A 15472-nucleotide genomic window follows, 5' to 3' on the forward strand; every position below is an offset into this window, starting at 1 on the left:
AACGGCGGAATGCGGCCAGTGCAACTGGGGGAATGTTCTTGCAGCCGACGGGTGCGTCAGACTGGGTCAGCCGGTCAGAGCGAGAGCTTCTTGAAGATCGGCTCGGGGATGGCGCGGATGATCGCCATGATCAGCCGCCAGCGGCCGAGCGTGTAGATCACGTCGGTCTTCCTCTCCTGCGCCCGGATGATGGCATCTGCCACCTGCTCAGGCTCGGCGGTGACCGCCAGGGGCAATTTCATCCCTGCGGTCATCTGCGTGCGGACAAAGCCGGGCTTGACCGTCATCACATGGAGGCCGGTCCTGGCATGCGCGTTGCGCAGGCCCGAGAGAAAGGCGGTGAACCCCGCCTTGGCCGACCCGTAGACGAAGTTGGAGGCCCGTCCGCGCTCGCCTGCGACCGAGCTGATGCCGATGATGCAGGCATCGGGCACATTGGCCATCCGGCGGGCCGCGGCGAGCAGATAGCGCGAGGGTCCGGCATAATTGCTGTCCATCACGCGCGCGGCCGCCAGATCGTCAGCAGCAGACTCTGCCTGATCCCCAAGCAGCCCCACAACCATCACCACCGTGCCGGGCACCACACCCAGCGCTTCGAAAAAGGCATCCGGCTGGCCGTCGATCACATCGAAGCTGACCGCACGCACCTTTGCGCCGGTGCGCAGCGCCAGGTCGGTAGAATCGGCGCTGATGTCGCCGCGCGCCGCCAGGATGACCTGGCAGCCCTGCGCGGCATAGCCTCGCGCGAGGGCACGGCCGATATCCGAGCGGGCGCCCAGGATCAGAACGGGAGAGGCAAGCATGTTCAAAGACCCAATCGTTGCGAGAGCAGGGAGGAAAAGCGCTGGTCGAGACCGTAGCGCGAGCGCAGTTCCCGAAATTCGGGGAGCCGCGGATAGCCTTGCGTCACCATCTGCGGCGGCATGCGCGCATCCTTGGAGAGATAGACGCGTCCGCCATGGTCGGCGGTGATGGAGTCGAGCGTCTCGAGCAAGGCGAAATTGGCGGGCGTGGCCGGAAAATCGAGTGCGAGCGTATAGCCTTCCATCGGAAAGCTGAGCATGCCGAAGGAGGCAGGGCCCATGCGCTTCAACACCGCGAGGAACGATCCGGCGCCGGCTGCCGAGATGGCCGCGAGCAGGCGGCGCAGCCCCGCCTCGCTGGTGGCCAGCGGCAATACGCACTGATATTGCACGAAGCCCTGGCGGCCATAGATCCGGTTCCAATCGGTCAGCGCGTCGAGCGGATAGAAATAGGGATCGAGCCCGACCAAGGCGTCGCCGGGCCGCTGCATCGCGTAATAGAATTGATTGAACAGCTTCACGTTGAACCCGCTGAGCGCAAAATCAGGAAAGTCGATCGGAACGGATCTGGGCTTGCGCGCGGCCCTGTGCAGCGGGTCAGCGCGGGTGCGCTCGTCCAGCTCTGCGACCCTGGCGTGCTCGCCGAGCAGGATCACCGAGCGGCCGAGCGCCTTGCCAGTCGCCAGACAATCGATCCAGGCCACCGAATAGGTGGACCCTTGCGATTGTTCGAACACGGCCAGCGCCTGTTCCAGGTTTGCGGCGCGCAGTGTGCGCTGGCGCATATAGGCGGTCTCGATCTTGAGCATGCGAAAGGCGGCGCGCACGATGATGCCGGTCAGCCCCATGCCGCCGCAGGTTGCCGCAAACAGTTCGGCATGCTCGGACGGCGAGCAGCGCAGCACGCGGCCATCGCCCAGATCGAGATCAACCCAGTCGACATGGTCGCCAAACGACCCTGCGACATGGTGGTTCTTGCCATGCACGTCGCTGGCGATCATGCCGCCGATGGTCACCATCCGCGTTCCGGGCGTGACCGGAGGAAACCATCCACGCGGCACCAACGCGGTCACGATATCCGACAGCAGCACGCCCGCCTCGCAGGTCAGCATTCCCGTGCCTTCATCGAACGCGATCAGCCGGTCGAGCCTGAGCATGTCGATGGTGGCATCAGGGTTCAGGCTGGCATCGCCATAGGAGCGGCCGTTGCCGCGCGCGATGGACGCGGGAAGCGGGGGCAAAGTCTCGTGCAGCCCTTGCGATGTTGTCGGTTGCCAGACGGTGCAGTCGCGCACCGGAAAGCGGCCCCAGCCTGCCAGCGATGCGTTATGTGGCATCGGCCGCAGCCTGGGTTGGCATCTGCTGCGTGAACACATAGCGCCGGTCGAGCTGGTATTTGACGACATAGCCGATCATCAGCCCGGCGATGGCGCCGGCTTCGCGCGCCATATGCGTCTGCCAGACCAGCCAGGCGGCGGCTTCGGCGCCCCAGAAGATCAGCGTAGTGACAATACCGGTGATCGCATAGAGGCCAAAGGTGCCGGCTTCGCCCGCGCGCGCATGCTGCGCGCCGGCAAAGATCCAGGTCTTGTCGAGCGCGTATTTGACCAGCAGGCCTATGATCGTTCCGGTTGCCAGCGCGAGCACATAGACATTCGGGAGCGCAGCCAGCATCAGCCGCTGGCTCGCGAGATTGGCGAGGATCGCGATGGCGGCAAAGCCCGCATAGGCCAGAACCAGCGCAAGGCCTGTCATGCCACGGCGCCTGCCAAAGCGAGCAGGCCGACGATCATCACGCAGCACAAGCTGGTCCGGTCGCGCATCGCGAAGACCACGGGATCGTCGTGCATCTCGCCGCGATGGGTGAGCAGTGCCACCCGGTTGGTCCAGTACAGCAGCACCAGGCACACGCCCCAGAGGAACTCGGGATAATGGTAGAGCTTCTGCACCGGCTCCGAATTCGCGTAGAGCGCCAGAACCAGGATCGAAATCAGGCCGGACGACACCATGATGTTGGCGACGATGCTGCGGTCATCGACATGATAGCCTCGGCCTGTCGCCATAGCTCGGCCAGAAGCGACGCCATCGACGAGTTCGGCATAGCGTTTGACCGCGGCCAGCGAGAAGAAGAAGAAGGTCGCGAACGCCAGCAGCCACAAGGACGATGGCACGCCGGTGGCGGCGCTGCCCGCCAGGATGCGCAGCGTGTAGAGCGTGGCGAGCGCGCAGATATCGATCATCGCCAGGCGCTTGAGCTTCACCGAATAGAGCACGGTCAGCATCGTGTAGGCAACGAGCACCGCAAACAGCTCCAGCCCGCCCGCCAGTGCGACCAGTGCGCCCAATATGGCAAGCGCCGGGATCATCCATGTGCCGTGGATCAGCCGGATCCGTCCCGATGCGAAGGGGCGCTGGCATTTGCGCGGGTGAGCGCGATCGGCCGACAGATCGAGCAGATCGTTGAGGATATAGGTGGCCGACGCCACAAGGCTGAACGCGACAAAGCCGAGGACCGCCTGCAATGCGGTGACGAGATCGAGCCGATGCGCGGCGAGCATCGGCAGGAAGACCAGCACATTCTTGAGCCACTGGTGCGGCCGCATGGCCTCGAGATAATCGCTTACAGCGGCCTTGCGGGCAGGCAGATGAATGGCATCGGCGACCAGTGTCTCGACCCTCGCCTGAAACGCCTTGCTGGAATTGAGGGTGATGGCGCCGGCTGCGCCCTGCCATATCGCAAGGTCGGCAGGCGCATCGCCGATATAGCTGTAGCCGGCAGGGCCAAAGGTTGCGTCGAGGAACTGCGCCTTTTTCGCCCCGGTGAGATTGATGCCATCGCACGAGCCGTGCGCGGCATCGAAGATGCCAAGGTGCTCGGCCACCGCATCGGCCATCTGCTGCGTTGCCCCTGTCACCAGCGCAACTCGGCCACCACGCGACCGCCATTGCGTGATCACGTCGAGGACGTCGGGATTGTAAGGGAGCCTTGCAGGGTCGATGGCGCTGATGTCGTGCAGCTTCTGCTTGAGTGCAAGCTTGCCCTTGGCCAACGTCTTTAGCGCCTCGATCGGCGTTCGCCACTGGACCGACCAAGCCAGCCAGAAGTTCTCCAGCAGGGTATCGGTGCTGATCAGCGTGTCGTCGAGGTCGACCACGAGCGTCAGCTTGGCTGGATTCCAGTTGGCAATGCTCATCTTGACTGTCTTGCCCCTGCAAGGTCTGGCCTCCTCGGCCCACCTGCGCAGGACTAACCATGCGGATGCTTAAATAAGGTTAACAACTTCCTGCACGAGGCTGGCAAAGCGCCACAACCTGAGCAGTCGAACAGCGCCGTAGACCAAAGGGTCAGCGGGCTTACGGGAGCAGCCAGAGTTCCGCCACGGCTGCGCCAAGGCTCTGGTCGACAACTGGCTGAGGCATGCCATGGCGGGGCACCGGTGCAGCCGGGCTGCCGAAATCGACACTAGGGTGCACTGGTGTGCGCCTGATCATTCGATCGACCAGACGACAATGCCCATCTTGCGCGCCTTGTCGACCAGGTTGGCGTTGATGCCATTGCCGGGACACGCCACGACCGCCTTGGGGAGGGTGCCGAGCATGGCGTCGTTGCGCCGAAACGGGGCCGCTTTCTGGAACCTGTCCCAGTCAGGGCGGAAGGGAATATGGGCGACCTTGCGATTGCGTGCCCAGAGCGTTGCAATGTGTTCGCCGCCTGTGGGATTTCCTCCGTGGAACAGGACCATGTCGGGATATTTTGCCAGAACCTTGTCGAGCGCTGCCCATATCTTGCGGTGATCGTCGTAGGCAGGTCCCGCAGTAAAGGCGATGCGGGTGCCCGTCGGCAGGAGCGGTTCGGTTTCGGACCTGCGCTTGGCAGCCAGAAAGTCGCGGCTGTCGATCACGCTTGCGGTCAGGGTACGATGGTTGACAAGCGATCCGCTCCTGGGCGTCCAGGCCTTGCGGAAATGGGTTTCGAACTGGTCGGATGCGGCCTCGCGCAGGAACTCGAGAGTGTTGCGCCGCTCGATCAGCGAGATGCCTTCGCTGATCAGCCGTTCGAGTTCGACCGACTTGACTTCCGAACCGTCCTGCTCGCGCTGCGCGCGCTTCTGGGCGTCCTCGTTGTCGTCGAGTTCGCGCTGGAGCCTGGCCTGTGCCCGGTGGAACAGGTTGGTGAGCTGCCAGCACAGATCCTCAAGGTCGGGTTCGAGCCTGGTGTCGATCAGGGTGGCGATCAGCGCATCGAACATGTCGGCGATCCCGGCGGTCGCCAACCTGTCATCGGGAAGGGGGCGGGGATCAGGCTCGTCTGAGAAGCGTCGATAGCCGAATAGGGCAAGCTCATCGAGCAGATGTCCGGTGGGAGATACCTCATAGCCGGGTTCCGAATGGTGTGGGTCGTCGTTCATGGTCTGGTCCTTCGCCATCTGTGCCGGGCACCCTGCCCGGCCTTCCGGCGATCACCCGGACCGGCAATGGGGATCGGGCGCATCCTGTGACAGCTGTTCAGCTGTGCAACACCAACGACCGAAGCGCAGCGCAGGATGGCCAGGCGGCGGCTATTTTGCTTCGCGATGGAAAGGCGAGGATGAATGGGTCCCCAAGGACTTGTTCGTGCGAGCCGCCGGAAAATAGCCGGTGCATGGCCATTGCGCCCGATCCCCAGCCGGTCAACCGGATCGCCCTCATTTGAAGGCTGGGCTGCCAGGCGCTCCTGGCGAAGGTCCCGCTAAGGGCCTGCCACTCATGGCGCAACGCGTTGCTGCCGGTTCTACGTCGGCCCAAAACGCCTTGCATCATCGGGATGAAGCTGGCCGAGCAATCGTTTCGCAAGCTCCAGTGGACCTCCAGCGACAAGATCCTCGTTGAAATCGCCTAGGCGCGGCACCAGCGGCAGGATCTCGATCCCTACCGACTGCGTCCGGTTTGTCAGTGCTGCAAAGGCCGCGTCACCGGCAGGGTCGCGGTCACGCGCGACATACAGGCGGACCGTTCGTGCGGGCAGAGACATGGCGGCGAGATGGGTCGCAGAGGTTGCAGCCTGGACCGGCAATCCTGGTAGCGCTTCGCGAAGCGAAAGCATCGTCTCGAGCCCTTCGCCGGCAACCAGAATGCCATCCGGTGTTCCGATACGGATCGCATGGCCAGCGATTTGGCCGAGCGACCGACGCGGTGATGCAACTGTGGCCTTTGCTGTTCCGGATGGATCGAGCCAGGTGCGCTGCGCCCCTGTCTGCTGGCCGCCATCATCGGTCACCGCACAAATGAGCGCGGGATAGGCGCGGGCAATACCGGTCTTGTCGTCGGGCGAGGGCCGATACAGGCAGCGCGGATGAAAGCGCAGCGCATCGAGGTCGCTCGTCTGCCTGATGCCGCGCGATTCAAGGTAGCGGGCTACCAGAGTGCCGACGATGGGGTGTGACGCTGCAAATAGCCGTCTTGCTGCAGCGCTCGAGGAAAGCCGTTGTGCCGGGACTGGGGGCCGGGCGCTTATAGTCTCGAGGTTGTGCAGGGACATTCCGAGGAAGTGCCGCGCTTCGCGCATGGCATCTGCGATGCTGGAACACTGCTGGTTGAGACGGATCAGATCGAGCAGGTCGCCATGCTCACCGGTTGCCGCATCGACCCAGTTTCCGGCCCTGCCGCGATCGCTATCGATCAGGCGCACGTAGAGCGAGCGCCCCGGATCGCCCGCGACATTGCCAACCATCCAGTATCTGCCCTCACGTCTGCCGGCAGGCAGGTAGTGGCGGCATGCGGCCAGAGCGTTTCGGGAAAGTTGCTGCGAGACCATGGCAGCAAGGCTTGTTGTGCGTCTCATGAGGCACCGCCTTTCGTTTTCCTGGTTTGCCAAGTCTGGCAGAATATCTGACCAGCCAGGCGGCTCATCAAAGTACGGCCTGCGGAATGGATGATCATCGGCACGCAAGTTTGGCAAGGATCATACCGGAGGGCCAAGGGCGAGACCATCGGGCGAGCTTTCCAGGCTTCTTTCCATTTCCGCGCTGTGCGTGCCTGCTCTTCGACAAAAGGGGACGGGCATGGATCGCCATGGGGTCTTGCGGGCGCGGGGCATGCTGTGGCTGGGGGGCCAACAGGAGCACAAGCCACTGTTGTGGGACAAGATAGGCTCACGTCAGAGCAAGTGATGCCAGGCGGGCGCATGGCTGCGCCCGCCACAGGAAGGGTGTGCATGTTGATTTCCTTGAACGGGAGGGGCGGACGAAAAATCAGCTCCGGGCCGGTGGTCAGGCAGGAGGCAGATAATCCTCGAAGGGATTGCCTAGCGCGAGATGCCCGAACGGGGTCATCACATAAGCGTGATCAGTGCGTCCAACGGCGCACAGCACATAGCGCGGCTCGCCGTTTGTGACGGCGGTGCATTCCATCAGGGCAAGGTTGCCGTCCCTGGCGGCCCTGACAAGGGTGTCGAAATTGGCGCGGACATGGTGCGGGATGGCCATGATCTGGCTCCTTCAATGCGATGAGGTTGAGGCTTGGCGGGGCAGCCGCAGGCTACCCCGCGCCCAGCGTCATTCCGCCGCGATGGGCAGCTCTGCGCGAACGTCCTCCGGACCGTCTTCGATCGATGCAGGGATTCCGCTGCCTTCGGCCGAAGGCCCGTGATGCGCGACGCGCAGAGGCTCGGGCAACCAGCCAGCTCCCTCGATCAGCCGTTCTGCCTCGCGGGCCATGTCCCCCTTTTTGAGGTGCGTGATGAGCGCAGCTGCCTCATCACCCCGAGCCTCGCGAACGGCCTCGATGATTTTTGGCTTGGGGACCCTCCCCAGATAGTTGCCGACGGTCGGGGCCCAGCCGGTGCGCGCCATGTCGAGATCGAGATGGGCTGCCAGCAGGTCGGCGGCGGCAAGACGTTGCGCCACCGCGTGCGCACTGACACGTCCTTCATGACCCTTGACCGGTTCGACCAGGGCGTTGGCGCCCAACGATACGCAATGCGCCAGCAGCTCCATCTGCTCGTCGGTGTCCAGCCCCGCGAGCCAATCCCACAAGCACGAGGTGTCGTCAGGCAAGCGCTCTGCCCAGTGATCGTGCCGCTGCTGGACACTTTTGCTCCAGCCTGTCTCGCGAAGGTCTGGGGCTATGGTGCCGAGCCAGACCTGAGTTACTGCGATCTGGATACATCCGGCATGGGTATTGAAGCGGAACACCGATAGGCACAATGCGTGCAGCAAGGCTAGAAAGGCGGTGAGGGGCGCCTGGGCCAGAGCATCGCGGATCGCCACGGTGCGCGCCGCCGTGAGTTCGCTGATCAGGCGGTCTGGAAGAGCGCGAACCTTGTCCCTGTCCGCATCAGGATCATGCTCGCTGGGCCCGCCCGACGCCGGAACTGTCCCGCCGCTGAAGGAGCCCGGGTCTTGGCTTTGCGCTGAACCTTCGTCCTCGGGCCGCGCAAAGCCCTTTTCGACGCGCAGCTTGCCGGTGTGTGTCAGCGAGACAAAGACGCCCGCCCGCGCCATGTCCGTAGGCGCGTAGACGACGGGCCGACAGGTGAGCGCCGCAATCTCGGCCTCGATGCTCGCCAGCGTCGCGTCGACCTCTTCGGGCAGTTCGATGACGTCGCCATATTCCTCGCCCAGTGCATCATAGCGGGCACCGAGAGCCTGCAGCCTGTCTTGCTCGTCATCGGTCAGGTCAACGGTCTGGCCGGAGATCCGGCGCTTGCCGTTCTCGCAGCCATACGGCAGGTCGACCGCGGCCTCGACCCATTTCCACCCTTCGGCACGAAGGGCGTTTGCCTGCTGCTCGAGCTTTGCGGTGACCAACTGTTCAACAAGCGCCGGGTCCTGGAGCCAACCTTCCTCATCGCTGGAAAACAGGTCGCGTGTCACATCGCCACCGGCTGCAAGGTAGGTCTCCACGCCAATGAAGCGCACGCGCCGATCCGATGAACTGATCGCGTCTTCGGTCAGCAGGCGACGGATGTAGTATGCAGGGGCATGGCTAGCCTGGTTGATCTGGTCCCAGACCTGCTGCTGGCGCACGTGATTGTCGGTAACGCTGAAGGCCATCAGCTGATCAAGCGTCATGCCGTCTTCACCGTAAACATCCAGCAGCGCAGGTGATACCGATGCGAGCCGCAGGCGCTGTCGCACGGTCGAGACCGAGACAAAGAACCGCGCCGCGATATCGTCCTCGGAAAGACCAGCGTCGATCAGGGCGCGGAATGCCCTGAACTGGTCGAGCGGATGCAAGCCGACCCGCATGATGTTCTCGGCGAGCGAGTCTTCCTCGGCACTGCCGGTCTCGCGCACCACGCACGGCACGGGCTGGTCGCGATGCATCCGCCCGGTCTTCACCAGCAGTTCAAGGGCACAGAAGCGGCGACCGCCGGCGGGCACTTCGAACATGCCTAAAGGGTTGCCATGCTCATCGAGCATGGGCCGCACGTTTAGGCTCTGCAGCAGGGTGCGCCTGTAGATGTCCTCGGCCAGGTCCTCGATCGACAGGCCGGATTTGACCCTGCGGACGTTTTTCTGGCTGAGGACGAGCTGGGAGAAGGGAATGTCGCGCGAGGCGCTGAGCACGAGCTTGGGAAGCGACTTGGTCATGATGGGTCTCCATGACGGACAGTCCGGCGAGCCTCTCTCTCCGACCCTTTTTCCGTCACGAAGCAAAGCGCTGCCCTCTCCCTTTTGGAAAGGACGGCGCCAGGCTCAAGCAGTGTGGGATACGTGGGAACGGTCAGTGAACGCGATCGAACAGCCTCTTGGCCCGTGCTTCCATGTCGAGCCGTGCATCCTGATGGGTCTTGCTGCGGGCTACGGCAGTGATGCCCTGGACGAAGTCGAAGACGGATTCAGGGGGCCTGCCTTCCTCTGCCAGCACGGTTTCGATGATCCGGCTGGCTTCGCCGCGCGAGAAGCCGCGGGCGCGCAGGAACTCACTGCGATCCTCGTCGGACCGAGCAACGATGTGTTCGCGCGCGGCCCGGATCCCATTGATGAAGGGCTGGGGTGAGGAATTCGCGAAATTGATCAGAGCAGGGGCTGCCTCATGCGCAAACCTGGTTGCCGCATATTTGCTGTGGCGGATCGAGATTTCCTGAAAATCCTCGACACCCCACAGATTGCGGTTCTGGCAGACCGCGCGTAGATAGAAGCTCGCAACACCCAGCGTCCGCGCCCCCACTTCCGAATTCCAGCAGTAAAAGCCCCGGAAGAACAGGTCGGGTGAGCCATCGGGCAGGTTGCCGGCCTCGATCGGGTTGAGATCATCGACCAGAAACAGGAACACGTCGCGGTCGGACGCATACAAAGTGGTCGTGTCACGGCGGACATCGACATGGGGGTTGTAGATGCCTGTCGACCAGTCGAGAACGCCGGGCACTTTCCAGCGCGTATCGCCGGTACCGTTGCCTGCAATCCGCTGGACTGCTTCGACAAGCTCATGGTCATAGATTCGCCCGTAATGGGGTCCGGTCACCGCGCGCAGGTCTGTCCGCTGGCCATCTCCAGTTTCGAGTGTCTTGATATGCTCGGCCCGGCTGGAGTTGAGACCATATTGTAGATTGATGGCCGCAAGCGGCGCCGGGAGCTGGCGCAGATAGGCAGCAGGGGCTGCGACCTGCGCTGCCAGCTGACCAAAGCTCCAGTGTGTGGGGGTGATGGGCGCATCTGCGCCGGGGAGGATGAGCGCAAGGCGCTCGGGATCATCGCGGCTAGCCTCGACATGGATGGCTGACGTGTCGACCACCCGCGTCCTGCTCCGCTCGGCGCGTTGCCGGACGGACTTTGCCAGATCATCCAGGGATAGGAACCTCTGGTCATCGGGCCGCGAGAACCATTCCGACGACACCCGCCCCACTCTTTCACCGCGTGAGACGTCGACCTTGTACCCGCCGGTGACCTGGGCCTGCGAAGCTGTAATCTGCATGTTCATGGGAAAACCTCCATGACGGCAGGGCAAGAACCTCTCTCGACCTTCAAACCGTCACGGCACAGCCGCCCAGCTTTCCCTCTATCAAATCTGTCAAATCAAAGCCGAGCGGTAAGCGAAGTTGCGCCAGACAACTCAAACCGCACCCTGAACATCAGGCGTCGTTGACCAAAATGACACAAGCAGGCGGAAAGCCGGGGCTTGTCGGCTGTCAACGCCTGCACATGCGCATCGGGGACACCGGTTCAGTGTGCATGCGGGGCCCCTAGCGTGACAATGCCGCGCCCTCGGGAGCAGGCCAAAGGCCTGCGGAAAAGCGCGCGCCATCAGCCTCGCGCTAAACATATCTGCCCTTATGATGAATGCCGATCGATGACGGATTATATGACTGATTACAGCCACATTTTTCTACCCAAGTCATTAACTCGAATGTATATCGCCGATCCAACTGGCAATTCGCCGAAAAAAGAATCGGGTCGCTCTCCAAATGTCTGTTGAGAGAGTCTAAATTATGAAGCCCATCCGCAAAGCAGTGTTTCCGGTTGCCGGGCTTGGCACCCGTTTCCTTCCCGCGACCAAGGCCATCCCCAAGGAGATGCTGCCGATCGTCGATCGTCCGTTGATCCAGTACGCGGTCGATGAGGCGCGCGAGGCGGGAATCGAGCAGATGATCTTCGTCACGGGGCGCGGCAAGAGCGCTATCGAAGACCATTTCGACATCGCTTTCGAGCTTGAAAAGACGATGGCAGAGCGCGGCAAGTCGCTCGAGGTGCTGGAACCCACGCGGCTGGGTCCGGGCAACTGCGCCTATGTCCGCCAGCAGGAACCTCTGGGGCTGGGCCATGCGATCTGGTGCGCACGCGCGATCGTCGGCGACGAACCGTTCGCGATCTTTCTGCCCGACGAGTTCATGGTCGGCTCGCCCGGCTGCATGAAGCAGATGGTCGAAGCCTATAACCGGTTGGGTGGCAACCTGATCAGCGTGCTCGAGGTCCCGCGCGAGACGGTGTCGAGCTATGGCGTGATCGCGCCGGGTGCGCGCGATGGCGACATCACCGAGGTCACCGGTCTGGTGGAAAAGCCCAAGGTCGAGGACGCACCGTCGAACCTCATCATCTCGGGTCGCTACATCTTGCAGCCCGAAGTGATGCGCACGCTCGAAAACCAGGAAAAGGGCGCAGGCGAAGAAATCCAGCTGACCGATGCGATGGCGCGGATGATCGGCACCCAGCCGTTCCACGCCGTGACCTTTGCCGGCAAGCGCTATGACTGCGGATCGAAGGTGGGCTATGTCCAGGCGAACCTCGCGATCGCACTCGCCCGCGACGACATGGGCGAAGAAATCCGTGCCTTTGCACTCGACCTGCTGGCCAACTGATCACGAACCCACGAGGGTCAACACCACCAAATCCTACCCGTCCAAACCAAGGCGACGCCTGCAAACGTCTCGGACTAGACCCTGCAAAATAGCAACGCGTTCACCGAGCCAGGCCAGCTCCTCGTCGCTGATCTTGTAGTGGGGGGAGTAACGAGCATTGACATAAGCCTGTCGCAGCAGTTCGAAGCAGCGGCGACTAAACTTATCATCGCGTGGCCAGGCCTTTATCAGCTCGGGCGCGATCTCTTCTGCATGACTGCGCAGAAAGCCCAGCTTGTGGGATTTCGGACTGTACAGAGTCAAGACCAGCATGGTGCAATGATAGGTGCGCTCTGTTGCCTGATGTAGCATGAATGCAGCATCACGATTGACTCCATTGCCCTTGCTTACTCGCGCAAGGTTGAGTGCATGGTCCGCCAAAGAAAACCAATGGTCAAAATGCTTCTGCGCTTCGGTGCGTGCAGTGTAAGGATCGAGTTTGGTCGAGGACGCAAACGGAAAACCCTCGGCCTCATAAAGCGCAATGCCCTGGGACACGATATCAGTGAAGAACGGCCGCCCCTGCTCGAGCTGCTTGTTCACATCCTTGAGGCTGTGAACGATGAAGCTAACCGGCGCGGTCAGTGTCTGCGCAATCGTCATCTCGCGCATCAACCGGTCATCGGCGGCAGCCCAATAGTCCACGACATCGGTCAGCCGTGCGTCATTGACCACTACGAGCAGATCATAATCCGACTTATAGCCTCCGATGGGATCATCGACCCAGTCACCGCGGGCATAGCTGCCGTAGAGAATGACCTTGAGAATGCGACCCTGCTTTTTCCAAGGCGCTGTAGTTCCGCTGGTCGCGGCCAAAAACTCCTCGAACAGGATATGCACTGCGCCGTGTAGGTCCTGCTGCTTTCGGCCGGGTAGATGGTCGAGATCGGTTCGCATTTATGCACCGTGCGACCCCGGGCAGGCCATTGCAAGAGCTTCGCTAAACCAAGGTGTTCAGTTGCATCCGCCACGGATCAATTTCTTGGTAAGCCGTAGCTGACAGAGCGTATTGTGCAGGCAGCCCGCTGTCGGCCGTCGCAATTGTAGATAGAGGTGAAAAATGCATTCGTGATGGCTCGGTGAATGCTAAACGCGTTTGTTTCGACGGCAATCGAACAGATGATCGGCTATATAAAATAAATTATTCAAAATGAAAGCATGCTCTGGTTCTTTGGATCAATGAGCGGCGTTGTAAATTAACTTCAAAGCTGTTTTAGCAAAAACTTGCATACATATCTAATGAGGCCGCGCCGCAGTCAGGGTGTGGCGGTATATGCCAGTCCGGGGTCAGCTTTTTTTTAGGTGGTCTAGGCTGAGCTTTTTCATCCGAGTTACTAGCCTATTAATGCTGAATTTGGTTCGAATGAACGGTATTTCGGAGTACGTGTTGAGGGAGCAGTTTATCCGGCAGTCGGGTGAGGCGGTCAATAATAGCCAGTCTGATCAATGGCACGCCCGGTTCGGTGGTGGGCCCGCTCGGAAAACCAGCGGGCCTTGATGGCGCTGGTCAGTGCTTGATCGGCGTGCCGGCCAGCAGGTTCGAGAGGTAATACTTGCGCTCGCCGGTCTTGCCATGCTCGCCTACAAGTTAGAGTTGCTCGCCCGGCAGGTGCCGAGCGCTCATATCGTGTATCGATTGCGGCGGCCTGTCTCCAATACGCAGGCGAACCTCAGCGAACCGGGCTAATAGTTTGCCCTTTATGCCGCGCCGCCAACCTACATGGCGCCATTGTTTTGCGTCGAGGGTGCTCCTCGCCGATTGTGAGGTCGCATCGGGTGTCATGTTGTTTCTAGCCTTCCCTGCGCGGCGATGGGAAAGGCCTTGCGGACATCGGCGGGGGAAAACTTCTGCTCGAGCAGGATGCCAACCGTCCAGGCGAGGTCGCGGTTGCTCAAGCCCTTCTGGAAAAATGCGGAAAGACGGTAGACGTATTGGAACGGACACCGTCGAAGCGGACGCCAACGTTACGGACCCTTGCAATCTCGGCCAATGCGATCTCGGGCTTGGTCCGGTACGCTCGCAGCCCACATGCACGTCGATGAACAGCCAAGCTTCATCGCCCCCAACCTGCCGATCGGCCTCTGCAAGACATCCCGCCACGAGCGAAGCTTCGTCCCAGACGCCATTGCAAACGAAGTGATGAAGCCGGTCGTAGCTGACCTCGCCGTCCGACGCCGCGATCGGCTGCACTCTCTTGCGATCTCGGGGGCCAGTCAGCCCCGCAGTGTAAGCTGGGCACATCCCGTCGGCACGTCTTGTTCCGCAGCGCCGCGGAAAACGGCGCAAGCCAGCTATCAAGCTCGCTCCGGCAGTCCGCCTCCATCGTCAGCCTAGACAAAAGTTGGCTATCTATGAATCAACGATTTTAAGCTTTGGGAATTCCAAGGTAGTCCGAGAGTGAACTAAAAAATATTTTAAGTATTTTGATAAAACTTATCCGCACAATATTCGTCGAATTGTTATAAAATCAATGTGATAAGGATTGGGCTAGTATTGGGCTTGGTAATGGAGCGTTGTCAAAATGGATCGTTAGAGCTTATTGAAACATCAAAGCTGCTCGAAGTGCACCGACACTGAAATTGAAATCGCCCAAGCCTTAGAAATTGACCTGCTCGGATCACTCAAATAATGTCTCAATCATAGCCCACTAGGCGAAGTCCGATTTTTGTGGAGATTATCCCCCTTATGAAGATTGCGATGATTGGTTCGGGCTATGTCGGCCTGGTATCGGGCGCCTGCTTTGCCGATTTCGGTCATGACGTGGTGTGCGTCGACAAGGATCCGGCCAAGATCGAATCGCTGCTCGCCGGGATCATGCCGATCTACGAGCCCGGGCTGGAATCCCTGGTCGCCAAGAATGTGCGCGCCGGGCACCTGTCGTTTTCCACCGATCTGCCCTCGAGCGTGGCAGACGCCGATGCGATCTTCATCGCGGTGGGCACGCCCTCGCGGCGCGGCGATGGCTTTGCGGACCTGAGCTATGTGCGCGACGCCGCGCGCGAGATCGGCGAATCGATTGCCAAGCGCTGCGTCATCGTCACCAAGTCGACCGTGCCGGTGGGCACCGGCGACGAGGTCGAGAAGATCATTCGCCAGACCGCGCCTGATGCCGATTTCGAGGTCGTCTCCAATCCCGAGTTCCTGCGCGAGGGCGCGGCGATCGGCGATTTCAAGCGCCCCGACCGCATCGTCGTCGGCACCGAGGTCGAATGGGCGCGCGGCTATATGCGCGAGATCTACCAGCCTTTGTACCTCAACGAATCGCCGATCCTGTTCACCTCGCGGCGCACGTCCGAGGTGATCAAATACGCCGCCAACGCCTTCCTTGCGACCAAGATCACCTTCATCAAC

Annotated in this window: 12 protein-coding genes and 1 pseudogene; 2 read left to right on the top strand and 11 right to left on the bottom strand. The window is 61.4% G+C overall.

Translation table 11 applies throughout. The annotated features are described in order from the left end of the window. Positions 1-74: 74 nt before the first annotated feature. From LI72_RS18420 to LI72_RS18465, 9 genes are all read right to left on the bottom strand, one after another. Entirely contained in the window at positions 75-803 is a 729-nt protein-coding gene (locus LI72_RS18420) for an SDR family oxidoreductase (RefSeq protein ID WP_033927440.1), read from the bottom strand. A gap of 2 nt (positions 804-805) precedes the next feature. Next, on the bottom strand, positions 806-2140 hold the full coding sequence (locus tag LI72_RS18425; protein WP_033927441.1) for an FAD-binding protein: 1335 nt from the start codon (positions 2138-2140) through the stop codon (positions 806-808). Next, on the bottom strand, positions 2130-2558 hold the full coding sequence (locus LI72_RS18430; protein WP_033927442.1) for a GtrA family protein: 429 nt from the start codon (positions 2556-2558) through the stop codon (positions 2130-2132). Before LI72_RS18430 ends, LI72_RS18425 begins: the two co-directional genes overlap by 11 nt. After that, a complete protein-coding gene (locus LI72_RS18435; RefSeq protein WP_033927443.1) occupies positions 2555-3997 on the bottom strand; it encodes a UbiA family prenyltransferase in 1443 nt (480 codons plus the stop codon). The genes LI72_RS18430 and LI72_RS18435 overlap by 4 nt, the downstream gene beginning before the upstream one ends. A 294-nt stretch (positions 3998-4291) precedes the next feature. Next, positions 4292-5212: a DUF2493 domain-containing protein gene (locus LI72_RS18440; RefSeq protein ID WP_231562534.1), complete on the bottom strand. Its 921-nt coding sequence runs from the start codon at positions 5210-5212 to the stop codon at positions 4292-4294. Positions 5213-5574: 362 nt separating this feature from the next. Beyond that, complete coding sequence (locus LI72_RS18450; protein WP_231562535.1) at positions 5575-6732, bottom strand: DUF7146 domain-containing protein; 1158 nt, start codon at positions 6730-6732, stop codon at positions 5575-5577. A 319-nt stretch (positions 6733-7051) separates the two neighbouring features. Beyond that, complete coding sequence (locus tag LI72_RS18455; protein WP_033927447.1) at positions 7052-7267, bottom strand: DUF6117 family protein; 216 nt, start codon at positions 7265-7267, stop codon at positions 7052-7054. Positions 7268-7336: 69 nt separating this feature from the next. Further along, a complete protein-coding gene (locus LI72_RS18460; protein ID WP_033927448.1) occupies positions 7337-9376 on the bottom strand; it encodes a ParB/RepB/Spo0J family partition protein in 2040 nt (679 codons plus the stop codon). A gap of 133 nt (positions 9377-9509) precedes the next feature. Next, a complete protein-coding gene (locus LI72_RS18465) occupies positions 9510-10706 on the bottom strand; it encodes a hypothetical protein (RefSeq protein ID WP_033927449.1) in 1197 nt (398 codons plus the stop codon). Positions 10707-11214: 508 nt separating this feature from the next. Between LI72_RS18465 and galU the strand changes: the two genes are divergently transcribed. After that, positions 11215-12081, top strand: coding sequence for a UTP--glucose-1-phosphate uridylyltransferase GalU (gene galU, locus LI72_RS18470; protein WP_033927450.1), 867 nt, complete (start codon positions 11215-11217; stop codon positions 12079-12081). Positions 12082-12114: 33 nt separating this feature from the next. Here the strand turns inward: galU and LI72_RS18475 are convergent, their stop codons facing one another. Further along, positions 12115-13017: a HEPN domain-containing protein gene (locus LI72_RS18475; RefSeq protein ID WP_033927451.1), complete on the bottom strand. Its 903-nt coding sequence runs from the start codon at positions 13015-13017 to the stop codon at positions 12115-12117. Between the two features lie 1195 nt (positions 13018-14212). Next, positions 14213-14362 (bottom strand): annotated as a pseudogene (locus LI72_RS20775) (IS701 family transposase); the annotation flags it as partial. 444 nt (positions 14363-14806) lie between these two features. Here LI72_RS20775 and LI72_RS18480 point away from each other — a divergent pair. Further along, on the top strand, positions 14807-15472 hold a 666-nt coding region (locus LI72_RS18480), incomplete at its 3' end, for a UDP-glucose dehydrogenase family protein (RefSeq protein WP_033927452.1).

The sequence above is a fragment of the Sphingomonas sp. 35-24ZXX genome, assembly GCF_000786215.1.
Lineage (GTDB): Bacteria > Pseudomonadota > Alphaproteobacteria > Sphingomonadales > Sphingomonadaceae > Blastomonas.